We start from the raw sequence: 25538 nt of genomic DNA, 5'->3' as shown, positions 1-25538 counted from the left end.
GGCAAAATGTGTAGACAAAGATAGGCCAAAGACAAAAATTTTCTATCTTTAATCTCCAACAAAAATCAACGAATGAAAAAATTTCAACCTTTTTGGCTGGGAGCCCTGTTCCTCTTCGTGAGCACGTCTCTCTTTTCTCAAGTCACTTTCCCGATTAATGACGTCGCAAGTCCGTCGAATGGCTATTATGCCTTTACGAACGCGACCATCGTGAAAGATGCAAAAACGACTTTAACCAAGGCGACTTTGGTGATTAAAAACGGTAAGATCGAATCGGTCGGAGCTGTGGCAGTCCCTAAAGATGCGGTGGTAATCGATTGTGGCGGTAAGTACATTTACCCGTCTTTCATTGATCTTTACAGTGATTATGGGATGAATCCCGTAGCACCTGGTGGCGGCGGATTCCGTTCTCCATCCCAAATGATTTCGAACACAAAAGGCCCTTATTCTTGGAATCAGGCCATCAAATCGGAGGTTTCGCACGCGAAATTGTTTGAGGTGAATGATTCGAAGGCAAAGGAATTACGCAAGCTGGGCTTTGGCACGGTTTTAACGCACCAAATGGACGGTATCTCTCGTGGAACCGGCGTTTTCGTGAGCTTAGCGAAGCAAAGAGAAAACTTGGTGGTTTTGAAAGAGAAGGCATCTGCACACTATTCCTTTAATAAGGGGTCGTCGACGCAGGATTATCCGGGCTCTTTGATGGGTTCGATTGCGCTTTTACGCCAAAACTTCTTAGACGCCGCTTGGTACAAATCGAAGCCGTCGAAAGAGGGAACGAATTTATCTTTGGCCTCTTTTAATGAGATTCAAGCGCTTCCTCAAATCTTCGAGGTAACAGATAAGTGGTCTGCTTTACGTGCGGACAAAATCGGTGATGAATTTGGCGTTCAATACATTATCAAAGCGAGCGGGAACGAATACCAACGTATGGATGAGATGAAAGCATCGAATGCGAAATTCATTTTGCCTTTGGATTTCCCACAAGCGATGGATTTAGAGGATCCGACGGACGCGCGTTTTGTGAACGTGGCGGATATGAAGCATTGGGAATTAGCGCCTACGAACCCGGCGACTTTTGAGAAAGCGGGTCTATCGTTCGCGATCACGGCGAATGGATTAAAAGACGTGAACAGTTTTATGCCAAATCTCCGCAAGGCGATTCAATATGGTTTAAGCGAGCAAAAGGCGCTTGAGGCGTTGACTTCAACCCCAGCAACGATCTTAGGCGTTTCTGACATGGTCGGAAGTCTGGATGCAGGTAAATTAGCGAACTTCGTGATCACCAATGGTCCGGTTTTCGCTGAGAAAACAACCATCATTGAGAACTGGGTGCAAGGCGATGCGTATCCGATTGCGAAGGAACAATGGAGTTCTTTGGCAGGAAAATATGATTTACAATTAGGAGCAAACAAGGCGACTTTAAGCATCTCAGGCGAGCCCGGAGGGTATAAGGTTCAGATTTTGGCCAAAGACACCACTTCAGTTGACTTCACCCAAAAAGAATCCCTTATCAACTTAAGCTTCTCATCGAAAGCCGACAAAGGCAAGCGTACGCGCTTAACGGGAACGTTCGCAGAAGCGAGCTTCACGGGAACAGGCCAATTAGCGAACGGCGACTGGATTTCGTGGAAAGCAACGGCTTCCGCGTCGGCAGATACCGTAGGGAAAAAAGCAGGTAAGAAAGAAGATAAATTGGAATTAGGATCCGTAATCTACCCATTTGCGGGATACGGAACACCTAAGCCAGCGACGGCCGAAACGATCTTGATCAAGAACGCGACGGTTTGGACGAATGAAAAATCAGGCGTTTTAAAGGACAGCGATGTCTTATTAAAGAACGGTAAAATCGCGGCGATCGGCAAGGGATTGAAAGATCCAACAGCGCGCGTGATCGACGGAACGGGCAAACACGTGACGGCGGGAATCATCGACGAGCACTCGCACGTAGCGGGAACCGGCGGCATTAACGAATGTTCGCAATCGGTGACGGCGGAAGTACGTATCCAAGACGTGATTGATCCAGATGATGTGGACATCTACCGTCAATTGAGCGGTGGTGTGACATCTAGCCACATCTTACACGGATCATGTAACACGATCGGTGGCCAAACGCAATTATTGAAGTTCCGTTGGGGTGCTAACGCCGAGGGAATGAAGTTTGCGAACTGGGATCCATTTATCAAGTTCGCGTTAGGCGAAAACGTGAAACGCTCTTATAATACGTCAAATCCTCGTTTCCCAGACTCACGTATGGGTGTGGAGCAGGTGTTGATGGATGCGTTCACTCGCGCGAGAGACTATGAAAAACAAGGTCCTGGCAAGCGTATTGACTTGGAATTAGAGACTTTGGTGGAGATTTTGAACCACAAGCGTTTCATCACATGTCACTCGTACGTACAGAGCGAAATTAACGCGATGATGAAAGTAGCAGATCATTTTGGATTCACGGTGAACACGTTTACCCATATTTTGGAAGGCTATAAAGTAGCAGATATTATGGCCAAACACGGCGCGAATGCTTCGACATTCTCAGACTGGTGGAGCTACAAAATCGAGGTGACGGATGCGATCCCACAAAATGCGTACTTGATGCAAAAAACGGGTGTGAACGTGGCGATTAATTCGGATGATGCGGAAATGGCACGTCGTTTGAATCAAGAAGCAGCGAAATCCGTGAAATACGCAGGTATGTCTGAGGAAGAGGCCTTGAAAATGGTGACCTTGAATCCTGCCAAAATGTTACACGTCGCTGACCGCGTCGGTTCCATCAAGGAAGGGAAGGATGCCGATATCGTGGTTTGGTCAGACAATCCATTATCGATTTATGCGAAATCTGAGCACACCATCGTAGATGGCGCAGTAGTTTTCGATCGTGCGGCTGATTTGATTCGCCAAGCGGAATTGAAAGTAGAAAAACAACGCTTAGTGCAAAAGATGATTGGCGCGAAAAAAGGCGGCGCATCGACTCGCCCAGCGACTCCATCGTACAAGGCGGAGAACGAATGCGAGGAGGATCACCACCATGGAAACAGCATTTGGGACCGTATTTCGAACCGTTGGGCTAACACTGAAAACTAAGATTCAAGATGAAAAAACAGATCATATATACTCTTTTCTTTGCGCTTAGCGGCCTTACGGCTTTCGCACAAGAAACCATGCACCCGTCCCCTGCCCAAAGCAAGACTATCGTCATCACCGGCGGCACGATCCACGTGGGTAACGGGACCATCATCGAAAACGGCACGCTCGTTCTCGAAAAAGGCAAAATCAAAACCGTTTCAGCGACTCCTGTGACTATCTCAGGGGATGTAGAACGCATCGATGCGACTGGCAAGCAAGTCTATCCAGGCTTAATCGCCCCTAACTCGAGCTTAGGTTTAGTGGAATTCGCTTCAACCAAGTCGACCATCGACATCGAAGAATTAGGCGAAATGAACCCGAACATCCGTTCGATCGTAGCCTACAATACCGATTCGAAAATCATCAACACGGTGCGTTCGAATGGCGTTTTATTAGCGCAAATCACCCCGCAAGGCGGGATGATCCCTGGTTCTTCTAGCGTCGTACAATTAGATGCCTGGAACTGGCAAGATGCCGCTTACGCGATGGACAATGGCATTCACTTTAAGATGCCAGCCTTGATCAATCGTCCAACTGCTTTTCAAAGAAGAGGAGCGAACGCGGATCCGGTGGCGGCGGGTTTGGCGCGCCTCGAAGAGGCGCGGTCCTTTTTTAAGGAAGCAAAAGCATATCTGAATGAGAAGACGCATACAAGCACGAACTTGAAGTTCGAAGCTACGAGAGGCTTATTCGACGGAAGCAAGCCCTTTTTCGTGCATTGCGATTTAGTGAAGGAAATGCTAGCGGCCATTAATTTTGCCAAAGAATTCAACTTCAAACTTGTTCTCGTAGGCGCCACAGACAGCTGGATGATTGCGGATATTTTGAAAGAGAATAAGGTTTCTGTGATTTTGGGAGAAATCCACAGCTTACCCGCTGCAGAAGATGACGCCGTAGATCAACCCTATAAGACACCAAGCATGTTGCAAAAAGCAGGCGTTTTATTCTCCATGGGCTTCGAAGGCGGAGACGGAAACTGGCGTCAACGCGATCTACCTTTCCACGCTGGAACGATGTCCGCTTATGGGATGACAAAGGAAGAAGCGCTTTCTGCTATCACATTGAATGCTGCCAAAATCCTAGGCATCGCTGACCGCACCGGCAGTATCGAAGCGGGTAAAGACGCAAACATCATCATCTCCACAGGTGATGTGTTGGATATGCGTTCAAGCGTATTGACGAATGCCTTTATTCAGGGTCGCGCCTTGAATTTAGACAACAAACATTCTCAATTATTTGAACGTTATAAGTACAAGTATAATGTGAAGTAAGTTGAATTAAAGTTTAGTCTAGAAAGTCCTCAAAAGCCGATTTTGTCTTTTGGGGACTTTTTTTATACTATCATTGCGCCTCATTATCAGTGTTTTCATAAAGTTCAGTTATATTGTGACTTAAGTTTTGTTTTTGCATTTATTCTCTGAATATTATCAAAAATATAACTGTAACCACTAAATAATTATGAAAACCAAACTAGTCTTTTCGACCGTGTTGATCAAGTCACGCTTGACCTTACGGATGACACAATCACAAGTCGCCACCGCCGTAGGAGTTTCCCAAAGCGCCTACAATTATTGGGAATCTGGCAAACATTATCCGAACGCAACCAAAATTTACCTACTTATCAAAGTGCTGAAGATTCCTATCGAGGATGTATTCTCGGCCTAAAAATTTCTTACCTTTGGGGGGATGATTCGCCTCAGCATTTTACTCTTTTTGACTTTCATTGCGTGCACCCCCTCCCCGGAGCCGTCCACCCATTTCTATGATTGGAAAAAAGAGCTGAACCGCCTTTCATCTTCCCCCCTTTCGGTAAAAAAGACCGTCATCCTCGATGGCACAGCAGAAGTGATTGATTCGGTTCAGGTGGATTTGGCTAAAGAATGGGCCCTCTTCCTCGAAGCCGACCTCAATAAGCCTGCCTACGCCCTCAGTTACGATGATCGCTCTGCTCCTGGCATTGTACATTATGTGTTAAAAAAGGGGGAGGATCTTCCTGTTAAATCATTCCAAATCTCCGTAGATTCTGCCGGCAGACCTACCACCGTTGAATTTGATATTTCTTCGGAGAATTTAATTTACCTGACCTCTAAAAAACTCTCCATGCACCTAGTCTCAGGTCGCGTGGTATCCTATACCATTTCTGGCTCTCAAGCTTTGCGCTGGTTTTCATCGCCTACTCGCTATTCGGTTAGCGGGGTGGTGTTGTAACGCTGAGATGCCTGAAAGGGCATAATGTTGAAATGGTTTCAAGGTACTGAGAGACGTTTTCGGGTTTTGACACTTTTTGTCAATACCTGAAAATCGACTTTAACGCCGGACGATTTATTTCACAATATGGCGTTTCTGAACAATCAAAGCCATTTCGAACAACAAGGCTATTCAGAACAATCAAAGCCTAGTATGCGTTTGTATCTATGCACCCATTCAATGAGGAGCGCGAAAACATCGAAATAATTCGTATTTTTAAGGCATGATTTTACGGACAGAGAATTTAGTCAAGAAATACGGCCAGCGATTAGTGAATGATCACATATCGTACCAGGTGGCGCAAGGGGAGATTGTGGGATTGTTAGGGCCAAATGGGGCTGGTAAAACTACGTCATTTTATATCGCGACCGGGTTAGTGAAACCGAATGAGGGGAAAGTGTATTTAGATGATTTGGACGTAACAGATTTGCCTATGTATAAGCGGGCAAGACTTGGAATTGGGTATTTAGCACAGGAGGCGTCGGTTTTTAGGACCTTGAGTGTGGAAGAAAATATTCAGGCGGTGTTAGAGATGACGGATTTGTCGAAAGCGGCGCAGAAAGAGAAGGTGGAGAGTCTTTTGGAGGAATTCTCTTTAACGCATGTGCGAAAGAGTTTAGGACAGGTGCTTTCTGGGGGCGAGAGAAGAAGAACGGAGATCGCGAGGGCGCTGGCGGTGGATCCGAAGTTTATTCTTTTGGATGAGCCTTTTGCTGGGGTCGATCCGATCGCGGTGGAGGAAATTCAGACGATTGTGTCGAAGTTGAAATACCGGAATATTGGGATTTTGATTACGGATCATAACGTGGATGAGACGCTGTCGATTACGGATAGAGCTTATTTGCTTTTTGAGGGAAAGATTTTGAAGGCGGGGACGCCGAGAGAATTAGCGGATGACGAACAAGTTCGTCGTTTGTATTTGGGTAAAAACTTTAAGTTAAGAGAGAACCAGAAATGAAAAAGGAGACGATTGCGGTACATGGGAGTCATTTAAAGGATGAAACGGCGGGGGCGATTGCGGCGCCGGTGTTTTTGACGACGACTTTTGAACGGGATTTGGATGGAACGTATCCAAAAGGCCACATGTATTCACGCAACTCGAATCCAAACCGTACGGCACTTGAAAAAGGCCTAGCAGCTTTAGAGGGGGCGTCGCGAGGCTTCGCCTTCGGCTCAGGCCTCGCCGCAGTCAACGCCGTCTTCCAATGCCTTCAATCAGGCGATCATATCTTGATGCCGGAAGTAGGTTATTATGCATCGTACAAGCTGGCGGAAGAAATTTTGGGGCCCTGGGGACTTGAAGTTACACAAGTCGATATGACGGACCTGGCAGCAGTCGAAAGAGCGGTTCAAAAGAACACCAAATTGATCTGGGCTGAGACGCCGGCGAATCCGATGCTCAGCATTACAGACATTAAGGGTCTCTCGGCTATCGCTAAAAAACACGGACTTAAATTAGGGGTTGATAATACCTTGGGCACTCCGGTGCTTCAAAACCCGATTGCGCTTGGTGCTGACATGGTGATGCACGCGACGACAAAGTACATTGGAGGACACTCCGATATTATGGGTGGTGCGGTGCTGTTGAAAGAGGATGACGAGTGGGCGAAGCGAATTGAAAGGGTGCAGATTTTGATGGGGGCGACGCCTAATCCGTTGGACTGTTACTTATTAGCGAGGGGATTAAAGACCTTGCCGCTGAGGATGAGAGAGCACAGTGCGAGTGCTTTGGAACTAGCGAAGCGTTTGGAAAAACATCCTAAAGTAGAAAAAGTACATTATCCGGGCTTGGAATCACATCCACAGCACGCTTTGGCAAAGGCCCAAATGCCACAAGGTTTCAGTGGTATGATCGCTTTACAAGTGAAAACGGGGGAATCTGAAACGAGGGGAATGGCAGGTAAACTGCAAATATTTCAACAAGCTACTAGCTTAGGTGGCGTCGAATCATTAGTAGAGCACCGGAAATCTATTGAGGGCCCTCAAAGTACGACACCGGGAAACTTATTGCGTTTCTCGATCGGATTGGAACATGTAAATGATTTGTGGGCTGACCTAGAACAGGCACTGGCTACTATTTAGAGCTCTTTCTCTAATTTTACCTCGATTTCTTTATCGACTCCTTTTAATTCGACACGCTGGCGCTTGTAGCCGGACTTCGAAATAGAAAGGAAATTGTATTGTTTCTCGTCAATCTTAATTTCGATGGGCGTCTTCCCCACATAGTAGCCATTTAGGATGACCTCGGCTCCGATGGGATCCGTTTTGACGGTGATTGTTTTCGTAGCTGGAGCCACGAAAGAACTCAATGCACTGATTAGCAAGACGATAACAATATTTTTCATGTAGGCTTTGAATTAAGAATTCAAAAATACCGAAAAATCAATGAATCTATATCCTGTTAGTTAAAAATATCGAGTGGCTGCTAATTGAATTTGGGTATTCAATTTGACATTGTCTAACACCCATTGGTAATTTCGAATCAAGGCGAAATTCAATTTAGCAGAGAGTGCGACTTGCTTGATGCGGCGTTGGTAATATCCACCAAAATTTACGTCCACCCATTTAGAATCGTAGGTCTTAAATGCGTCATAGAAATAGTCCATGTTGTGTGCGTAGCGCTCGATGGTAAATCCAGCGACGGTTGCGGGACGGACAAAGGCTACGTCGAACGTTTGGAGATTAGAGCCTGGACCAATTCCTGCGCCCAATACCTGACCCTCATTCGTATACCCATGGCGAACGAAATCGTGGCGATACCAGGGACCATTATTACGAACGATACGATCTGCCGTCATTTCCATGGAGGTATTCTCTATGGCTAAGCGGACATATTTGCCAGGGGTTTGCTTAAATACTTTTCGCATCCCGAATAAATAGGCTCTGGAGTGCTCTAACGATAAATACCAGTCAATCAAACTATTGGGATAATCATTCCAACCTATTTCTCCATAGATTTCCACCTGGGAGGCTGGAAATACCCAGCGGGAGGAGATGGAGGCAAGTTGATCGCGTCTCTTTCCATCCTCAAACGGCACTCGCTTCTTCTCAAACGGCAATATAAATGGAAATACATCTGTCAAACCAGAACCCATATCAGACGTATAGAGATGGAACGAACGAGAGAAGCCCAGGAATAAACCAGGAATCCAGCGCGGCTGGTAATTGATAGTTAGGGCGGAAATGTAACGCGCATCGGTTGATTTAGGCTCTAAATAATTGATTCCATTGACTATGTAATCAGCCGCTATAGGCTGGACACCAGAACCCTCTAATCGCCCTCCTATCAATTGAAATTCGAAAGAACCTAGAAACGTTTTTAAAGGTTTCACGCTATTGAATGTACCGTGCAAGAAGCCAGGAGCGTTATTTGACATTAATAAGGAATTTCGAAATCCGGGACCCCACCAGAGGTTTTCGGTGGAAATACCGACAGAAACGGAACGGGAAGAGAGGCGGATAGCACTTTGGCCTAAGCGAAAACGGGTATAAGAAGAGGTGCCAAAACGCTCCGGAATATCCGTGCTATTCCACAAAACGAGCATGGGAGCCCGGTAAGCGCCCTGCAAGGAAAAGGTCTCAAATGCTGAATTTTCTGCCAGCACTACCTCCGGCTTCAGCTGTAGACTCAAAGCCTTGTATTGTAGAAAAACACCAGCTGTCAAAAAAGTTTGCAGGCCTTTTGCCGGAATCAGGGCGCCATCATTCCAGCCCATGGGCGCTAGCGCGTTATAGGAAGTCAGGATAGTAGCCGGCAGAATGCGCGTATGAGTAGAATCAGAAACTGGCCTAATAGTAAACGAATGAGTAGCTCCGGAAATCAATTGCTGATTACGTAAGCGCTCTTCAGAATAATCCGGTATGCCCACAGGAACCGTCTGTGCATAGATTTGCGCGCTCAGCAAGAAAAAAAAGATCCGTTTTAGCATGAACAAATTTAGGGAGGATTGGGCGCAATGTTGTAAATTTGAACCACAAAGATTTTTATGAACAAAAAGTCCAATCGATTTTCGCTGATTCGCTACGTGAACGATGCCCTCGTGGTTGTCGCTGGTTATACGGTGGCACTTACGAATCTTGGGCACCTGAATCAATGGAATCCAGCTTTCGCAGGTCTGTCGATTGGGGTTTGGTATTTTGTCTCGTCATTCTCGAAATTATATGCGGATAGACGCTCGAATAAGTTCGCTGAGGAGATCATTTTTATTATTTACCACCTCGTTTTATTTACGATTTTACTCAGCTCCAGTCTCTTCTTTTTGAAGCCGACCGGAGATTACCACTTTACCTTTTTTGCCTTTTTCGTCAGCGCTAATTTTGTTTTTGCTGCCATTACGAAGTATATTTTACGGAAGAATCGCCATGCGGCCTTTTACCAAGGGCGGATGAATGACGTCGTATTATTAGTGGGTGCGACGGCCGCCGCGAAGAATTTTTATGAGACGGTAGAAAAGTATTATTACTACGGCTATAAGGTGGAGGGCATCATCGATGATGAATTAAATAACATTCAAGGCTGTAATTACTTAGGTAAAATTAGCCAATTAGACCTCATTTTGAAGTCCAGTTATATCGACGAAGTGGTGATCGCCTTGCCTACGGAGGACTATTCAACCATTCAGCGCTGCATCAGTATTTGTGATTATTATAAGACCAAAGTGCGTATTCTGCCTGATTTCAAGCAGTATTCGACCTCCTCTGTCAGCATTCAGACCATCGGTCAGGTGCCCGTGGTAAATGTGGGGCGTTTGCCGTTAGACCGTATTGAAAATCGCCTGTTGAAGCGAGCGTTTGATGTAGTATTCTCGCTGGTGTTCTTTTTGACCTTTGGCCTACTACTTTTCCCCCTCATTGCGATCCTCATTAAGTTGACGTCCAAAGGGCCTATTTTCTTCCGGCAAGAACGCTGGGGTTTGAATAATGAGACGTTGATCTGTTATAAATTCCGCACGATGGTGCAGGAAAGTGAAGATGTGGATGCGGACGGGAATTACTTGCAGGCGCAAAAAGATGATCCCCGAATTACGAGAGTGGGGGCATTCTTGCGCAAGACGAACTTAGATGAGATACCGCAGTTTTGGAATGTATTGATGGGCGATATGTCCGTGGTGGGACCTCGTCCTCACCCGACTCCCTTGAATATCGAATCGATGAATACCGTGGATAATTACATGTTACGCCACATCGTATTGCCAGGAATTAGTGGCTGGGCGCAAGTAAATGGCTGCAGAGGGGAAACGCGGACGACGGAGGATATGCAGGAACGCGTAGACTTTGATTTGAGTTATATTCACCGCTGGTCATTTTGGTTAGATTGCCAAATCATCCTCCAGACCGTCATTAACTTCTTTAGAGGCGACCAGAACGCGTACTAAGCTTTTGTTGGATAATGAGCGGAATGAACACCGGCGCCTCCATGAAATAGCGTCTAAACATGCGCTTAGGCTCTTGTAAGAATCGATAGAACCATTCCAATCCACTCTTTTGCATCCATTTCGGAGCTCTATTGATCATCCCCGCTGCTACCTCAAAGGCTCCGCCGATTCCGATGGCCAGATGCGTTTCTAGGTTCGCCAGATTTTCCGCAATCCAAATATCTTGCTTAGGTGCCGTCAAACTTACCAACAAAATATCCGGCTTGACTTTGTTAATCGCATCCAACATTTCCTGATTCTCTTCTTTGGAAAACACTGCTCTGAACGGCGGCACAAAGGTTCCCACAATCTTCACCCCTGGGTGCTTCGCCTCCATCACCGTTTTTAGCGTTTCCGCCACGCCGGGAGAGGCGCCTAACAAGAACATGGTGAAGTTTCTCGAAGCGGCAAATGGAAATATCCGCGGCAACACATCTAAACCCGTAATGCGTTCTTTAATGGGATTCCCTAGGAAAATGGAGGCCCATTTAACAGGAACGCCGTCGCAAAGAACATAATCCGCGTGCTTGTAAATTTCTTGAACGCGCGCTGTCGCGCGCGCCGCTAGAATCGAATTAACCGGAGTAATACACACCTGCGCCTTTTCAACCTTTTGAATCACAGTCTCCCAATCGATGAACAATTCGTCCATCGTCAGCGAAGAGACCGGCGTTCCTAAAATATTGACCCTTTTATGCTTCATTCGGTGCGGCATCTGGTTCCGGGAAGAAATCCCCTAAAAAATACAAGCCCACCCAGGTCCAGAAAGGGAATGCTCCCATGGGACCCTCTAAAAATACGTCGAAGCTACCGTTCAACCAAAACGTGAACAATACGCAGGAAATCATCAATTGCTGGTCATTCAGGCGTCGTTTAAACATGGGCTTGAATAAACAGACCAACCAATAACACCAGAGTAAAAACAGCGGCCAACCGAAGCGCGCCAAAATCGTTAAATTAAAATTATGCGGCGAACGCAAATCGTCGATTTCAGTGACCACCTCATCACTTTCCGCCAAACTCATCCCCAATCCTTTTCCCTGCACCGCATATTCCGGCGTTACACTGTAATCGATAATGTTCGCCCACCAAACCAAGCGCCAGAACTTATTTTCATCTAACGTCGCATCTTTACTCACCCCAAAAATCGATCCCACATTCTCCACTAACTGGTCCATCCCCACCTTACGCCCTTGGAAGTTTTCCTTTACTTTAATGGACGCATACAGCGGCAAAACGATTAACAAAACGATAGGCAAATAGCGTAGGTATTGCTTGATCAAATCCCGCATCTCTTGGCGCTTCGTGTACACCACAAAAAGCCCCAAACCGATCAAATAAGCCAACATTCCGGATCTAGAATAAGCCGTAATGATCAATAAATTTAACAAAATTGCCACCGCCAGCGTGATCTGAAAACGAACCGATCGGTGACTCAAATAGAGCATCAACACCAAAGAGGAAATCAACAAATGAACCCCCATATCGCCGTATTTGTAGAGCGCAAAAGGTACGGATCCGAAGAGAATGAAGTTCTCGAAGAATTCAGAGAAGTTTTGGAAATAAAAGTTCAACAAGGCGAAAAACGGAAACCAAGTGTATATCCAAATGATGTAGCCCCACAATTGCGCGCGTAAATCCTTGAACAGAAAAACGAAGAACGCAAACCAAGCATACTGTATCACGAAAGAATCGCGAATCACATCAAATAGCGCATAAGAGCGCAATCCCCAGCCCACATAGCCCACTGTAATTGCCAGCAAAAAGGCCAAAATCTTCGTCCGCTTGTCCCAGCCAAACGCATAGTCCTTGCGCGTTAAAAACAACACAATAAATCCCCCTGCCCACAAAGCCTCCGCCAAAAAACTATACGCAATCCCCTTGTTAAAGAACACATAAAGTGCCATTACAAAGAAATAGGCCTGTAAATAAAGTTTTTTAACGACGTCCATTGATCTCGTATTTAAGCGAAACCTGCCACTGCTGGTTCGTATAATCTGACTTCGTCGACGAATCAGACCAATCCGCGATGCCATCTTCGATGCGCACCCACATGAAGTTATTTACGGAGGTCTGAAGATAGGAGGCTCCTACTAAAAGGTTCTTTGTGAGGCCGATTTGCGCCTCCACACCCGTCATCAAATTCACCCAATAGCGATTCTCATAACCGCTACCATAGTATTGATACACATAGAAATCATTGTTTTTCGCCACCCGTTCCGCATGAAGACGAATCAAGCTGCGACCTCGGTGGAAGCTCAAATGAATCGTTTGGCTATTCGACCCAGGACCGATAGAAGCACCCAATACCTTCGCATTGTGGGTGTATCCCTGGCGCACCTGCGTACTCGTGTACCAGCTATTCCGTAGCGGCTCACCACCCGGCTGTGTGTTATCAATCACTAAACCGGGATCCATCAATTGCAATTGCGTAAACTCGATACCTAATTGTAAATAGGATTTCTTCTTTTTGCCCAAAGGAAATAATTTCCGACCTCCTAGCACAAATCCTATTTTCGTGGAATCACCAAAGAAACTCGCCGGCCCCACGACCTTATCTGGCTGACCTAATTCCGCATAAAACTCGGCATGGTCTTTAGGCAAGGCGAAGCGTAACAAGAATGCGCCTAATTGCATTTTGGGATTTTCCACAAAAGGCTTCCCCGGTTGTGGATCCTCGTTTGTAAAGTAATTCTGTTGTGCAAACGAATACCCTAAATAGAAATTAGGCACCCATTTCGGTTGCCAATTCAAGACAAAGGCCTTTAACATCCGCACCGAGTTGTTCTTGCGTTCAATGCCTCCCGCCCAGATCGGTCTAAAATTCTTGTCTTCTGGCGAAAGCAGTTCCGTATTCTCTAACATCCCGATGATCCCTTTCCCCTCAAAAGAACCGATGGGAGTAAGGATTGGCTTTCTGTTTTGGACAAAATAATGCAAAAAGCCGGATGCCTCATTCGTCATCATCAGGCTATTTCTAAAGCCCGGCCCCCACCAATTATTTTCTGTAGAAACTCCAGTGGCCACATTACCAAAACGTAATGCTACGCGCGATTGACCCGGGAAAAAATACTTTAATGGCTCCGTACCGAAGTGGCTATAAGCGTCAATGTTATTATTAATCAAAAAGAACACACGCGTCCAATAGTTCCCATCCTGTGGACTACCCGCAAACGGAATCGTAGGTGAATTCTCCGCCTGAACCCATTCCGGTTGCAAATTAACATCTAAAAACTTCCACGTAAAATGCACGCCCACACTCCAACGGCGCTGAAAGCCCACCGATGGATACATGTTGCCCTCATTAAATCCGAAAGGCATTAAATTATTGTTTTGAGACGTGTGTCGAAGCGAAATGCCTTGTAGTTTAAACTTGTCTCCCCCTGATGATTCCAGTTCTTGCCATCGAGACGTCGAGCGAATCATAAAAGATTGATTCTCGTATTTCGACGAATCCTTACCATTCAATAATTGCGCATTGCGTTGCAAATCCTGCAAGCTGATATCATCCAGTAAAGTCGTCTGGGCGAAGACCGAGCAAGAGAGCAATAAGAGGCCTAAAACGTACTTTACCATAAGAAAATCGTATTAATAAAAGCGTACAGATTCGATTTCGAATGGCCCGCTTCCCATAAATAATTGCTGGAATTTACCCACTTCATATCCGCGGTAAATAAGAGCTTTTTGTAGCGATAACCGCCTTGTAAACCATAGGCATAATCATCCCATTTTACACTTCGGGTATAAACAGCCGTACCGCCAGCCGTCGTCGTCGGTCGATTCGCTACATGTTGAAAAGTGAAACCCAACTTCGTCCAGCCTTGATTCCAACTGACCGCAATGGACTGTGCATCGTTTCCATGCCCCACCCCATTCGCAATGATTTGGTTGTTATTCGTAAAACCCTCATACACTTGGCCATGTTCATACCAGTTTCCCGCCCCACGCATTAAATAGGATGGCGTTTCTGACATCTTGGTAGCTTCTGCCTGTAAGGAAATAAAAGTCCGAGCATTGAGGAGATGTAGCTTTTTAAAACCGACTACCCAAGCCGCAGAATGGGACATATCTAGCATCAAATCCCGCAGATTTTGCTTCGCATCATTATAGCCAAATTCCGCGTAGACCTCCGCGTGATTTTTCGGCATTAGCCAGCGCGTAGAAAGACTCAAAATCTGATCTTTGCTGAGCGTGTCGTCGTTATAATCACTCTTAAACAAGTTGTTTAAAACTGGCAAGTAGGTATTCATGAATCTAGCGCCGGGACGATCCACTTCGTAGTTTTGAAAAGACCGAGATGCGGAGAAAAAGACGTTTTTCATGAACTTAGGCTGATACGTCAAGATGATTCCATTGTACTGGCGGTTCTTCGGATTAAAAGACAAATCACGTCTTTTCAACGCATTATTCTCATAGCCTTGTAAGGAATCCCGGGTCATCCGGCCTAAGATCAATTGAAATTCAAAGGATCCTATCGGAGTCTTTAAAGGACGCGTTGTATTCAAACTGTAGTGCAGAAAACCAGCGGCATTATTTGTCATCAGTAGCGATGAATAATGACCAGGACCCCACCAAAGGTTTTGGTTAGACACCCCTAGCGATATTCCACCCGCCTCTAAACGTATGGAAGATTGTCCTAGACTTATTCTGTCAAGAGAGGGATTGACTTGACCCCACGCATCACTTGTTTCGTAATCTGCAGATCCCGTATGAACAAACTCCGGCTTAAACTGTACATGTAAAATGCTAAATCTGCCATAGATTCCGGCGCTAGCCTGCAGTTGGTAGCCATTCGAAATGGACATCGCTTGGTCGTTCCAGCCGTAAGGACGGGAGGTATTCAGTTTTTGAGAAAGAGATGCGGGCAATAAAATGGCCTGAAATAGGCCTTTTTTATAACTCTTAATGGAGTCGTTTGCAGCGGGATCGATCAATCGATATAGCTCTTGCATGCTTTGCTTTCCCGTAGAATAAAAGGGTCTAGCGAGCATGGATTGATTCGCGTCTACTTTGCCTAAAAGTTGCAAGTTGCGCACTTGCTCATCGATGCCGGAGAATCCGACGGGGATGGCGTTTTGGGCCCAGACAGGAGCCCCAATTAAAAACAAAAGACAACAAAGCGACTGCAAAAACTTCATAAACAAAGTTAGGAATAATCCGGCGCTGAACAAAAGGAGGAAAATGGCTAAAAAACTAAGTGTGCATAAGTAATATAAACTCTTGTAGATTAAAATGCACGCCTTTTCGTAATATTATTTCTTATATTTGTTAATTATCACAATTATGAGAAACAGAATAAGCTTTCTAGCCTTTTGGGAACAAATGGAAGTCTTCGGTGTTTTCAGCACGCAAGACATCTATAAAGCATTTCCACACTTCGACTCCAGGCGTCTGGTGGAATGGCAAGCGAAAAATTACTTGCAAAAATTATCAAATAAGTGGTATTGTTTTGCCAAAATGGAACGCTCGGGATACTCACAATTTAGGGTAGCGAATTTGCTTTGCAAACCCTCTTACATCTCATTAGAGTCTGCTTTTGACTATTATGGACTGATTCCAGAGGCTACTTTTAGTACCACGTCAGTTACTACAAAAAAAACATCCCATTATGAAAATGATCGAGGTAATTTCACCTATCGATCCATCAAGAATGGCCTCTTTTGGGGATATAAAACGACACATCCAAGCCCTCAGGCTATTTTAATGGCGGAGTTAGAAAAAGCTATTTTAGATTATCTGTATCTGCATCCAGAAATCCAAACCGAGGCAGATATGGAGGCACTGCGCTTCAATGTGGATATTATAAAAGGAATCAATTGGGGAAAATTTGTGTCATATTTGAGCCTATTTAAATCCCGTGCTTTAGAAAAAAGAGTGCAGGTTTTTAAGCAAACCTACCACTATGCTCAGCTATAATTCCATACAATCGGCTTATCCGATTTCATTACATTCAAAAGGCAGATTTATCATCCGGGAGTACTTGCAATATAAACTTCTCGAGATTATCTATACCAGTGTATTTGCGACTAAACTCATCTTTTTAGGCGGTACGAATTTGAGAATTGTGCATGGGAATCAGCGCTTTTCAGAGGATTTAGATTTTGATAACAAGGGAATGAGTACGGGTGAATTCAATGAACTCGCCGAGCTAATCATACAAAAACTAAGCGCTGAGGGATATCAAGTGGAAATCAAAACGGTGTTTAAAGGCGCCTTTCATTGCTACATTCGCTTCCCCTCCGTGTTATTCAATTTAGGCATGTCAGGTCACTCGGAAGAAAAGATTCTACTTCAGTTAGATACGGAATCACAAAACTACGCATACGAGCCTAATTTAATCTTCTTGAACAAGTTTGACGTGTTTACCCAGATTTTTACGACACCGCTAGAAACCCTATTAGCTCAGAAATATTATGCCGTTTTGAATCGTCCTAGAAATAAAGGGAGGGATTTTTACGATATTGTTTTTATTTTGTCCAAAATAAAGGAGCCTGACTACTCCTATTTAGAACAGAAACTGGGCATAAAGACCCCTGCACAATTAAAGGGGGCAATTTTGAGTCATTGCTCTACACTAAATATGAACGAAATGGCGAACGATGTAGCTCCTTTTTTATTTCAGCCCTCTGAAGTCATTCAGGTACAAAATTTTCCATCCTACCTTAGAAGCATTCTATGAAACTCTCCGTCTCCATGATCACCTTCCAGGGTGCGGCTTATCTAAAGGCGCAAATGGATTCGATTTTAAGTCAAAGTATTCCGGTTCACGAAATTATCGTGTGTGACGATGGATCTACGGATGGCACGCGGGAGATTTTAGCCGCTTATGCTGCCGATTATCCACAAATTCAGCTCCGTTTTAACGAAAAAAATTTGGGCACCGTAGCGAATATGCAGCAATGCCTGCGCATGACGAGCGGAGATGTCCTATTCCTTGCAGATCAGGACGATGTCTGGTTACCTACCAAAGTAGAAAAGACACTCACCTTTTTCCAGGAAAATCCCAGTGCGGGCGCTGTATTTAGTAATGCAGACATCATTGATGAAGTAGGGGAAACGCAATACGGCATGAGCTTATGGGATATTATCGGTTTCCCATACGGTCAAGTCGAACTAGCCGATTTCGAGCGGCGCGTGGACAATGTAGTCACGGGTGCCGGATTGGCTTTTAAGCGAAATGAAGAACTCCTTGAAAAAGACATCCCACAAATGCCTGGCTTATTGCACGACGGCTGGATTGGACTATATTTTGCAGATAAAAATCAGTTAGAGGCTAACCCGGAGAAACTATTTCAGTACCGCAGCCATGCAAACCAGCAGGTAGGTGGAAAGATTAAAGAAAGACAGCAATTATTGGACTTTAATTTAGCCTTGTACGATGGCGTTCCGGTGATGAAAGATTTTGCTATCTGGAAAGCGGCGATGAAACGCCTGTACACGAATTTGGATTTGCCTTATATGGACAAGGCGAAGATTCAAGAACAAATTGAGTTGTATGCAGAATACGGGAAGACCTATTTCCAGCTGCGCGCCTGTTTATTCCTCTTTGTTAAAGCGATCCGCTAGGCGATTCCATTGTGTACGGAATACGGTATCCGGCAAGATGATCAGTTGCAATACCACAAACCAAGCCAACGAAAACACCCCTATCACCAGCAAACGCAACAATAACGTAGGTACAAACAACTTAAACAAGAATACGATTCCTAGGTAGGGAATCAACCCTAGCAGTTGTTGAAAGAAGACCGTGGTGTAGTTTGATAGCGATATTTCTTTGCGCGTGAAATAGACAAAGGCAATACAAACGGCTAATTCGGTCAATAGAATCGTAATGGCCGCCCCTTTTTCTTTCAGCGTAGGAACTAAAAGAAACGCTAAAATAATACTGATAAACATCCCGATCAGCGCGGAAATAAGGATGGATTTATCCTTGCCTACTGCGCTGAGGATTTGGAAGCCAAAAATCCCGGACATACTGATGATCAAGATGAGCGGCGCCGTGATTTGCAGCGGTAAAATCGCTCTATCAAAGGCTGTTCCCAGCAAGATATGGATGATCTCTGGCGCGCAGGTCACAATACCTAAGACCAAAGGCATCGAAAGGCTTACGAGCACATAAAAACACTGCTTTACCATCACCACAAAAGCCTCTTTCTCGCCCTTGTGGTATAAACTCACCAGCCCGGGGAACATAGCTACCGAAATCGCACTCAAGACACCGATAAACAGGCGATTTAATTTCAAAGCCGAGGAATAATACCCTACGCTTTCATTATCTGCTAAAAAGCCTAATAAGATCGTATCCAGCGAGAAATAAACGGAGATCGTGAAGATGGTTAAAAACAACAAAGCCATCGGCTTGATGTGTTTCTTCAACTCTAGCTTTGCGAACGAGAAGCCAGAAAAATCGAGCAAATCCCACAGTCTTTTTCCGTTGAATGCAGCTAATATAACGGCTAATCCCACCTGCATCCGGAAATAGTTCACATAGTCATTCGTGTTCCGGATAAACAGAAACACCGCCGCAATGAAGCAGAGGCGAATGACGAGGGAACGAATGGCGATGAATTTGAATTGGTTCATTCCGCTGAAGAACCATTCTAATTGAAAGACTTGTAGGATAAAGTAACCCAGCGCCCAGGAGAAGAGGGATTTCTCTGCTGCCAGCTGCGGTAAGGCGATAATGAACCCGAGGAAAACTAGACTTAGAAGTAATGTACCTAGCGCATTGATGATAAAAATTTCTGTGAAAGTCTTCGTCAGCAAGCTGCGATCGCTTGTCGCTTTAGCCACTTCGCGCACCCCGTAAATAGGAATTCCTAAGGCGGCTAATAAAACGAAATACTTGGCAAAACTCTCCGCAAAATTCAATACCCCTACATGCTCTGGACCCAGCGTACGCGCTAAATACGGAAACGTGATTAGCGGGAATAATACCTGCGTAATCGCTAATAACACATTATAAAAGACATTTTTCCGGGTCTCCATTAGCGGTAACTCGCGTCCACGATCAGTTTATATAAGTTTCGAATCATCCGGGGAATGCGTTGGATTTTATAGGCCAAAGGCACTCCGTGCACATAGCGACGGTCTAACACGTGATAATGAAAATCCGAGTCGAAGTGCGCTGGATTTTCGGCGGCCATCTGACGACAAACGCCTTGCACATAGCGAATCTCTTCTAGATTCGTCTTCCCATTCGAGAATACCCGGTTATCCGTACGAATCGGACGGGCATGCTTTAGTTGTACCCCATGCACTACCGCCGTTTTCGTCTTACCTATCAGGCGCTGAATGGTAGGAATCAAATACACATCGAGTCCCGTACCGGAAATCGAATGCTTGAAATGAGGTCCAGCGGCCTGAAAAACGGCCTCACTGTAAAATGGCGACATAATTTCCACCCACCAGGTATCTTGAATCAAGTAACCAGGTTTATGTAGGAATTGCCGTAAATGATAATAAGAATCGTGGTTCAAACTAGGCTGAAACACGTCTAATTTTTCTAAAGATGCAATGAAAAAAAGCTTATTCAGATCAGAAACAGAGATGATTTGATCATCATCTAAAAATCCGATGTAGGACAAAGGCGTTGATGCCAATGATGCATAAATGTTCTGCATCACATCGCCCTTGCACTCTGATTTGATAGAGAGATAGTATGCCACCGGCGTGGGTGCCTCCGCAACTGCACCGCTGTAATCGTACAATAACCAATCGAAAGCGGGCTCCACATCAAAATGAATGTGGTCCATGGGGCTGGTTTTGCCGTCCCAAGTAATCGCTACGATGGAATTAGGTGTACGCATATTTAACAAAAGTACGATTGTATCGTGTTTCGGCAATAGAAAATCATCCGAATTAATTCAGCGGTCAACAGATGCCAGCGACTCTCCTGTCGAATCAACGAATCAGAGGTACGCCAGGTCGAAATTACTTCTGGAACGATAGCCCCAAGAGAAATCTCCGTAGGATCCACAAAGCGCTTGTACATATCTACCGGATAAGCAATCCGAGCTGTTTTCTGCAACAAATACCGCGCTGCTTTCGCATTCAAAGAATAACCATAAGCCCCGTAAACGGACTTAATCATCGGTTCCCCCACTCCCTGTTGAACTGTTGACTTTTTTAGGCTCGCATAGCCGTTCCAAGCACCCCAAAAGAACAGATCATATTTCTCTGCCTTTTCTGCTTTCAAAAGTTCCGACTTAAGTATTCTACTATCGGATTCTAAGATCAAAAAATGTTCTTGGGAATCTTCTTGAGCAATCATACGCCACACCTTTCGATGACTCAAAATCACTCCAATCTCCGTAGGCAACAAAGCTTTCCCCGTTCGTACACGTGATTTTTCAATCAAAGCGTCTAAAAAGGGGACATGTCTCCGCGCCGGAAACACTGGCTCCACCACCTCTAAAGTGGGCAATACAGATCGCAGCGCCTCCACATGAGTCTTACGCTCCGTCTCCTGTTCCGCAAAAAGGACGAACGCGCGTTTAAACATGGCTGAATTGGCTAAACGTGCTGAAAGATCCGGAAGCTAAAGCATCTGAAGTAAAGAAATCCTGTTTACCGCCATCCGGATATAGAATGAAATGAGGCTTGCAACATAAATATGCTAAGTGTAAGGGCAAAGAATCAGACGACACCACATAATCAGACGCCTGAATCAAATCGATCAATTGCTCAAACCTAGTATAATCAGACCCGAACCGCGCTACCCGCCCATCGATTCTCGCTAAAATCGAGGAGGGGATGATTCGCTTAGGCAATCGCGCATCCGGCAAGATCAATACCTTATCTCCTTTTCTTTCCAGTCCTAGTGCAGGTAAACCATAGGCGGCATACACCGACTGACCCGTTTTAAAAATTGATTTAAATGAGTGGCCCGTGAAGAAATTCAGAAGACCCATTCGAGCGCTTTGTTCGACGAAATCAGACGAACCAGGATTCGCGCGTACATACTGCTTGATTTTCAATAATTGACGAAAAGTGTCAAAACCTAATAACGTCTTATTCGTAAACAAATTCAATTGCGATCCTGTAATCCCGAAATCCACAAAGTCAATCGATCGTGATGAAATGCAGCCTCGTGAAACTAAAGCTTCATATAAGGGTTTCAAGTGCAGAGATGCTACGATCGAATCTGTTGCGGGCAGGGCTTGAACCGCTATCGCAAAATCTCCGTAAGCGCGCAATAGAAACACCCGACGCATTATTTGTCCGTATAAAGGTAGAGGCAAAGGAAGAATCCGACTAATAATCCAGCCAATAGACCAGCGAAACCTAGAAATCCATAGGATTTGCGATCGTCCATCAAGGGATATTTAGGCACATCTAGTAATTGAATCACCGGTGTCTGAGAAACCAAGGCGATGCGACTCATTTCTAAGTTTTTCGTCACCTCCGCGTAGATGCTAAAGACAATTGATTTATCCCGTGAACTCACTTCCGCAGGTACGGACATGGACTTAAAGGCCACGTTCGGATCTAAGATTTGAAAGGAAGCTGCCGTATACGACTTCGCATTCAACACGCGCAATAAAGAATCTCCACGTGCTTGTAAACGCTTCACATTCGCAGCTGCTGTGCTCGTTTTCACGTTTACGTAATAGGTGGTCGTCTCTTTCAGTAAACGCTCTGCAAAATTCTTCGAGAACACCTGGTTTTGTGAAACGGTTACAATTTTAAAGATGGATCCTTTCTTATTCAAGCGATCCACAGACACGTTCTTCTTCGCGATTTGCTCGTACATCACATACAAGACTGAGTCTTGGTATACCGAGTGAGCCGGCGCTTCAGCTCCAGCAGCAGCCGGAATAGCAAACGAAACCTTAGCCGGCAAACGCTCCCCTAAACCCGAGAATTCTAAATACAAATCTGCTAAGGTATTCCCTGAATTACCAGAAATAGGCGTCAACAATACTTTTTCAATGATTACACGAGACTTGATGATATCCAGGATATTATCGCCCGTAAACAAACTAGAGCCACTACCCAAGCTTCCTAAATCCAAGCCAACTTGTGAAGCGAGTCCAGCTAATCCACCACCGCTAGCTGACTTCTCTTCGAGGATAAATGTGGTAGATGCCGCGTAAGCAGGCTTCTGCATAGCTCGGTAAATGAGAGGCAGTACGAGCCCGATCACAGCAAATAAGGCGATTAATTTCCATTGAGAACGCAGGTAGCTGAAGAATCGTTTGATTGATTCGATGACATCCCCTAGCACGATTGTTTTCTTTTCTGACATTATTTCACCGTGTTAATTAAAGCGATAATTAAGCCTCCTAAGGATGCTAGACCTGTTCCCATCGCAATGTACTCTGGCGTAGAAATAGGTTTCTTGTCTTTCTTAGCAGGCACATATACCTCCGCACCTGGCTCTAGGCTAGGGTAGAAGCGGAAGAATAGGAATCGTTTGGTTGTTTTGATCTCGCCATTCGGACGAACCATGTAGGCGTAACGGCGAGCTGCATTAGGAGCGAACCAACCAGATTCAGAGATGAGACGACGGAAACCTAAGCCACTGTGGTAGGCGATTTGGCGTGGAACATTCACAGCCCCAAAAGTCTGCACCGTCTGAGTTAATTTAGGTACCTTAATAACGTCCCCCTCCTCTAAAATAATATCATATAATGAGCCTGGGCGTTCCATTGCCTCTGCTAGGCGAATACCCACGGGCTTTTGATCCACTAACAAACCATTCACATTCGATGCGATTTTCGCTGTATCTGTGGCCGCAAATGAATTGCCCGAGCTACGTTTCGATTGATTTGAAATCGTATTAATCTTCGACGAAAACAACGCCTCATCAGCTGAGGTCTGATTTACACGTGTCTTACGTAACAAGATAGCACCTGTCGCATAACCGGTTTGTTTTAAACCACCTGAACGTGCGATAATATCAGAAAGTCGCTCCTTGTTGCCTGATAAGGTATAGTTACCCGGATACAGCACTTCTCCCTCCACAGAAACGGTGATTTGAGATCGATAAGTAGGTGATTTACGTACAGAAACAATATCAAAAGGCTGTAACACGAAATTCAAATCATTCGCCGATGAAGACCCTAAGTCAATCGAATGAATGATCGAATAAGCTGTCGTATCTGAAGTAGCAGTAGATAACAAACGACGAGAAACCTCGATGCGAGAACGGGAAGCTCCCTCTTTAAAGCCATCTGCTAGCAGGATCAAATCTTGCACCTTCATATTGTCAGCAAATGTGAAAGTCGCCGGACGATTTACCTCGCCATTGATGGTCACTGAATAGGCCTCACGTAAACTAGCAATAGGATAAATGTGGATTTTGTCTTCGCGTTGTAAGCGAATATCGGTCTTACCTGAAAGCACGTCTTTTACATTAAAAGGCAGCACCGCAGGCGTTAAGTCTGGATTCAAGCGGCTCAAAAGCGCACGATCCGTAAATGCATTTTCTTTCACACGGACGGCAAGCAATAAGTCTTTCAGGTTCGCGAATTCATTCAAGCCATATTCCCCTGGATAATACACCGCCCCATCGATAAAGGCACGATTCGTGAATGTATTTGCCAAAGCATCTACCACCAACGTATCCCCAGATCGTAAGCTGAAAGAAGCTAACGCCTCCGCCTTAACGGATTGTACTTCGAAACCCGACACACCCATTCTTTTCACTCGAATACGCTCTTTGAAAGCATCATCTGCAAAGCCACCGGCATAGCGCAAGATATCCGCCGCATTTTCCCCATTCTTAACATCAAACAAGGCTTTCTTCTTCACCGCTCCACTGATCGCCACACGAGATTCGTAAGTTCCTACGCGAATCACATCGTCGTCTTGTAAGATTCTATTTTTCGATAGATCTCCCTTTAATAAGAAATCATATAAATCTAAAGTCGTAATTACTTTTCCATTGCGAACTAATTCGATCTTGCGGAAAGAGCCTAGATCAGATGGCCCGCCAGAAGCATACAACGCATTCATCAAAGTAGAAAGAGAGGATACAGAATAGTTACCTGGTTTCTTCACCTCGCCCACTAAGGTTACTCGAATAGAACGTAATTGACCTAATGAGACCATCACTTTCGTACTGCCTCCAGCAATCGTCGTATAGATTTTTGCCGCTGATTCCCGAATGCGGACTTGTGATTCTTCTATCGTTAAGCCTGCCACTTTTATAGGACCTAGGTTAGGGAAACGAATGAATCCCTCTGTATTTACTTTTAATTTTTTCGTGCTTTCGCTCAAACCATAAATGTCCACAATTAACTCATCTCCTACACCTATCACATAATTGCGGGGAGTAGAAATAGTCAAGTTAGGCTCAAAGCTCAAGTTCTGATTTTCAAAAATATCGGAACCGAAAACGCGTAAACCAGCGGGAGCGGCTGATGGCGCCACAATGTCAATTTTCTTGCGCGGAACCGTAATTTCGTCTTTCGTTTTCGTCTTGTAGGCATTAATGGATGTCGCTGTTAAGGGATCCATCTCCGCAATACGGCGGTTCAAAATGATGATTTGATCCGCTGGAAGACCTTTCGCCTTCATAATCTGCTCGATCTCCTCCGGCGCTCTACCTTGCAATTGATAGCGTACCATAATCTGTGCCAATTGCTGATCGCTAATGTTGTTAATGTCTACGGGGATCTCCTGGGCAAATACGGGAATAGCCAGAATCAATAATATAAGTATGTGGAATGCTTTCATCTCTCTTTACATTTAGGTCTTGTCAGAAGACAGAAAACCAGTCTACAAAATTACTATTTTATTTTATAA

Annotated in this window: 22 protein-coding genes; 10 read left to right on the top strand and 12 right to left on the bottom strand. The window is 45.0% G+C overall.

From position 1 onward, the window contains the following. Positions 1-72 precede the first annotated feature (72 nt). The 6 genes from SKC37_RS08320 to SKC37_RS08295 all read left to right on the top strand — a co-directional run bounded on the left by SKC37_RS08320 (position 73) and on the right by SKC37_RS08295 (position 7452). The gene (locus SKC37_RS08320) at positions 73-3081 is read left to right on the top strand and encodes an amidohydrolase family protein (RefSeq protein ID WP_377981037.1); all 3009 of its coding nucleotides are present in this window, start codon (positions 73-75) and stop codon (positions 3079-3081) included. A gap of 8 nt (positions 3082-3089) precedes the next feature. Continuing rightward, positions 3090-4394, top strand: a complete 1305-nt coding sequence (locus SKC37_RS08315) for an amidohydrolase family protein (RefSeq protein WP_377981036.1) — start codon at positions 3090-3092, stop codon at positions 4392-4394. 187 nt (positions 4395-4581) lie between these two features. Continuing rightward, on the top strand, positions 4582-4788 hold the full coding sequence (locus SKC37_RS08310) for a helix-turn-helix transcriptional regulator (protein ID WP_377981035.1): 207 nt from the start codon (positions 4582-4584) through the stop codon (positions 4786-4788). A gap of 21 nt (positions 4789-4809) precedes the next feature. Beyond that, positions 4810-5331 carry a hypothetical protein gene (locus SKC37_RS08305; protein ID WP_377981034.1) on the top strand — a complete coding sequence of 174 codons (522 nt, stop codon included), beginning with the start codon at positions 4810-4812 and terminating at the stop codon, positions 5329-5331. 262 nt (positions 5332-5593) lie between these two features. Next, the gene (gene lptB, locus SKC37_RS08300; protein ID WP_377981033.1) at positions 5594-6328 is read left to right on the top strand and encodes an LPS export ABC transporter ATP-binding protein; all 735 of its coding nucleotides are present in this window, start codon (positions 5594-5596) and stop codon (positions 6326-6328) included. Next, entirely contained in the window at positions 6325-7452 is a 1128-nt protein-coding gene (locus SKC37_RS08295) for a trans-sulfuration enzyme family protein (RefSeq protein WP_377981032.1), read from the top strand. Before lptB ends, SKC37_RS08295 begins: the two co-directional genes overlap by 4 nt. Here SKC37_RS08295 and SKC37_RS08290 read toward each other — a convergent pair. Further along, positions 7449-7715 carry a PEGA domain-containing protein gene (locus tag SKC37_RS08290; RefSeq protein WP_377981031.1) on the bottom strand — a complete coding sequence of 89 codons (267 nt, stop codon included), beginning with the start codon at positions 7713-7715 and terminating at the stop codon, positions 7449-7451. The two genes, SKC37_RS08295 and SKC37_RS08290, sit on opposite strands and share 4 nt — an antisense overlap. 60 nt (positions 7716-7775) lie before the next feature. After that, complete coding sequence (locus SKC37_RS08285) at positions 7776-9299, bottom strand: capsule assembly Wzi family protein (RefSeq protein ID WP_377981030.1); 1524 nt, start codon at positions 9297-9299, stop codon at positions 7776-7778. Positions 9300-9356: 57 nt separating this feature from the next. On the opposite strand from SKC37_RS08285, the gene SKC37_RS08280 reads away from it, so the two are divergent. After that, positions 9357-10745: an undecaprenyl-phosphate glucose phosphotransferase gene (locus SKC37_RS08280; protein ID WP_377981029.1), complete on the top strand. Its 1389-nt coding sequence runs from the start codon at positions 9357-9359 to the stop codon at positions 10743-10745. Here SKC37_RS08280 and SKC37_RS08275 read toward each other — a convergent pair. From SKC37_RS08275 to SKC37_RS08260, 4 genes are read right to left on the bottom strand one after another with little or no spacing between them, the layout of a single operon-like run. Next, on the bottom strand, positions 10720-11487 hold the full coding sequence (locus tag SKC37_RS08275; protein WP_377981028.1) for a WecB/TagA/CpsF family glycosyltransferase: 768 nt from the start codon (positions 11485-11487) through the stop codon (positions 10720-10722). The two genes, SKC37_RS08280 and SKC37_RS08275, sit on opposite strands and share 26 nt — an antisense overlap. Next, the gene (locus SKC37_RS08270; protein ID WP_377981027.1) at positions 11477-12736 is read right to left on the bottom strand and encodes an O-antigen ligase family protein; all 1260 of its coding nucleotides are present in this window, start codon (positions 12734-12736) and stop codon (positions 11477-11479) included. Before SKC37_RS08270 ends, SKC37_RS08275 begins: the two co-directional genes overlap by 11 nt. Further along, on the bottom strand, positions 12723-14360 hold the full coding sequence (locus SKC37_RS08265) for a capsule assembly Wzi family protein (protein WP_377981026.1): 1638 nt from the start codon (positions 14358-14360) through the stop codon (positions 12723-12725). Before SKC37_RS08265 ends, SKC37_RS08270 begins: the two co-directional genes overlap by 14 nt. Then, complete coding sequence (locus SKC37_RS08260) at positions 14354-15922, bottom strand: capsule assembly Wzi family protein (protein WP_377981025.1); 1569 nt, start codon at positions 15920-15922, stop codon at positions 14354-14356. The genes SKC37_RS08265 and SKC37_RS08260 overlap by 7 nt, the downstream gene beginning before the upstream one ends. Before the next feature lie 145 nt (positions 15923-16067). Between SKC37_RS08260 and SKC37_RS08255 the strand changes: the two genes are divergently transcribed. From SKC37_RS08255 to SKC37_RS08245, 3 genes are read left to right on the top strand one after another with little or no spacing between them, the layout of a single operon-like run. After that, positions 16068-16700, top strand: a complete 633-nt coding sequence (locus tag SKC37_RS08255; RefSeq protein WP_377981024.1) for a type IV toxin-antitoxin system AbiEi family antitoxin domain-containing protein — start codon at positions 16068-16070, stop codon at positions 16698-16700. Further along, positions 16687-17463 carry a nucleotidyl transferase AbiEii/AbiGii toxin family protein gene (locus SKC37_RS08250; protein ID WP_377981023.1) on the top strand — a complete coding sequence of 259 codons (777 nt, stop codon included), beginning with the start codon at positions 16687-16689 and terminating at the stop codon, positions 17461-17463. The genes SKC37_RS08255 and SKC37_RS08250 overlap by 14 nt, the downstream gene beginning before the upstream one ends. Then, positions 17460-18350: a glycosyltransferase gene (locus SKC37_RS08245; protein WP_377981022.1), complete on the top strand. Its 891-nt coding sequence runs from the start codon at positions 17460-17462 to the stop codon at positions 18348-18350. Before SKC37_RS08250 ends, SKC37_RS08245 begins: the two co-directional genes overlap by 4 nt. On the opposite strand, the gene SKC37_RS08240 is transcribed toward SKC37_RS08245, so the two are convergent. The 6 genes from SKC37_RS08240 to SKC37_RS08215 are packed head-to-tail and all read right to left on the bottom strand — an operon-like array spanning position 18321 to position 25469. Then, positions 18321-19772, bottom strand: a complete 1452-nt coding sequence (locus SKC37_RS08240; protein WP_377981021.1) for a flippase — start codon at positions 19770-19772, stop codon at positions 18321-18323. The two genes, SKC37_RS08245 and SKC37_RS08240, sit on opposite strands and share 30 nt — an antisense overlap. Continuing rightward, complete coding sequence (locus SKC37_RS08235) at positions 19772-20593, bottom strand: hypothetical protein (RefSeq protein WP_377981020.1); 822 nt, start codon at positions 20591-20593, stop codon at positions 19772-19774. Before SKC37_RS08235 ends, SKC37_RS08240 begins: the two co-directional genes overlap by 1 nt. Positions 20594-20595: 2 nt before the next feature. Next, positions 20596-21288 carry a glycosyltransferase family 25 protein gene (locus SKC37_RS08230; RefSeq protein WP_377981019.1) on the bottom strand — a complete coding sequence of 231 codons (693 nt, stop codon included), beginning with the start codon at positions 21286-21288 and terminating at the stop codon, positions 20596-20598. Further along, positions 21281-22000: a hypothetical protein gene (locus SKC37_RS08225; protein WP_377981018.1), complete on the bottom strand. Its 720-nt coding sequence runs from the start codon at positions 21998-22000 to the stop codon at positions 21281-21283. Before SKC37_RS08225 ends, SKC37_RS08230 begins: the two co-directional genes overlap by 8 nt. Beyond that, on the bottom strand, positions 22000-23034 hold the full coding sequence (locus SKC37_RS08220) for a Wzz/FepE/Etk N-terminal domain-containing protein (RefSeq protein WP_377981017.1): 1035 nt from the start codon (positions 23032-23034) through the stop codon (positions 22000-22002). The genes SKC37_RS08225 and SKC37_RS08220 overlap by 1 nt, the downstream gene beginning before the upstream one ends. Further along, complete coding sequence (locus SKC37_RS08215) at positions 23034-25469, bottom strand: SLBB domain-containing protein (protein ID WP_377981016.1); 2436 nt, start codon at positions 25467-25469, stop codon at positions 23034-23036. The genes SKC37_RS08220 and SKC37_RS08215 overlap by 1 nt, the downstream gene beginning before the upstream one ends. Positions 25470-25538: the final 69 nt, after the last annotated feature.

Source organism: Aquirufa esocilacus (genome assembly GCF_042715595.1).
Lineage (GTDB): Bacteria > Bacteroidota > Bacteroidia > Cytophagales > Spirosomataceae > Aquirufa > Aquirufa esocilacus.
Note: the sequence above shows the minus strand (reverse complement) of the source record. Positions and strands in the feature narration are given on the sequence as shown.

Coding starts and splice junctions, on each gene's coding strand:
- SKC37_RS08310 (WP_377981035.1), top strand. CDS start 4,582: ATGAAAACCAAACTAGTCTTTTCGACCGTGTTGATCAAGTCACGCTTG.
- SKC37_RS08225 (WP_377981018.1), bottom strand. CDS start 22,000: ATGCGTCGGGTGTTTCTATTGCGCGCTTACGGAGATTTTGCGATAGCG.
- SKC37_RS08275 (WP_377981028.1), bottom strand. CDS start 11,487: ATGAAGCATAAAAGGGTCAATATTTTAGGAACGCCGGTCTCTTCGCTG.
- SKC37_RS08220 (WP_377981017.1), bottom strand. CDS start 23,034: ATGTCAGAAAAGAAAACAATCGTGCTAGGGGATGTCATCGAATCAATC.
- SKC37_RS08320 (WP_377981037.1), top strand. CDS start 73: ATGAAAAAATTTCAACCTTTTTGGCTGGGAGCCCTGTTCCTCTTCGTG.
- lptB (WP_377981033.1), top strand. CDS start 5,594: ATGATTTTACGGACAGAGAATTTAGTCAAGAAATACGGCCAGCGATTA.
- SKC37_RS08315 (WP_377981036.1), top strand. CDS start 3,090: ATGAAAAAACAGATCATATATACTCTTTTCTTTGCGCTTAGCGGCCTT.
- SKC37_RS08270 (WP_377981027.1), bottom strand. CDS start 12,736: ATGGACGTCGTTAAAAAACTTTATTTACAGGCCTATTTCTTTGTAATG.
- SKC37_RS08245 (WP_377981022.1), top strand. CDS start 17,460: ATGAAACTCTCCGTCTCCATGATCACCTTCCAGGGTGCGGCTTATCTA.
- SKC37_RS08295 (WP_377981032.1), top strand. CDS start 6,325: ATGAAAAAGGAGACGATTGCGGTACATGGGAGTCATTTAAAGGATGAA.
- SKC37_RS08285 (WP_377981030.1), bottom strand. CDS start 9,299: ATGCTAAAACGGATCTTTTTTTTCTTGCTGAGCGCGCAAATCTATGCA.
- SKC37_RS08265 (WP_377981026.1), bottom strand. CDS start 14,360: ATGGTAAAGTACGTTTTAGGCCTCTTATTGCTCTCTTGCTCGGTCTTC.
- SKC37_RS08305 (WP_377981034.1), top strand. CDS start 4,810: ATGATTCGCCTCAGCATTTTACTCTTTTTGACTTTCATTGCGTGCACC.
- SKC37_RS08280 (WP_377981029.1), top strand. CDS start 9,357: ATGAACAAAAAGTCCAATCGATTTTCGCTGATTCGCTACGTGAACGAT.
- SKC37_RS08260 (WP_377981025.1), bottom strand. CDS start 15,922: ATGAAGTTTTTGCAGTCGCTTTGTTGTCTTTTGTTTTTAATTGGGGCT.
- SKC37_RS08215 (WP_377981016.1), bottom strand. CDS start 25,469: ATGAAAGCATTCCACATACTTATATTATTGATTCTGGCTATTCCCGTA.
- SKC37_RS08240 (WP_377981021.1), bottom strand. CDS start 19,772: ATGGAGACCCGGAAAAATGTCTTTTATAATGTGTTATTAGCGATTACG.
- SKC37_RS08235 (WP_377981020.1), bottom strand. CDS start 20,593: ATGCGTACACCTAATTCCATCGTAGCGATTACTTGGGACGGCAAAACC.
- SKC37_RS08255 (WP_377981024.1), top strand. CDS start 16,068: ATGAGAAACAGAATAAGCTTTCTAGCCTTTTGGGAACAAATGGAAGTC.
- SKC37_RS08290 (WP_377981031.1), bottom strand. CDS start 7,715: ATGAAAAATATTGTTATCGTCTTGCTAATCAGTGCATTGAGTTCTTTC.
- SKC37_RS08230 (WP_377981019.1), bottom strand. CDS start 21,288: ATGTTTAAACGCGCGTTCGTCCTTTTTGCGGAACAGGAGACGGAGCGT.
- SKC37_RS08250 (WP_377981023.1), top strand. CDS start 16,687: ATGCTCAGCTATAATTCCATACAATCGGCTTATCCGATTTCATTACAT.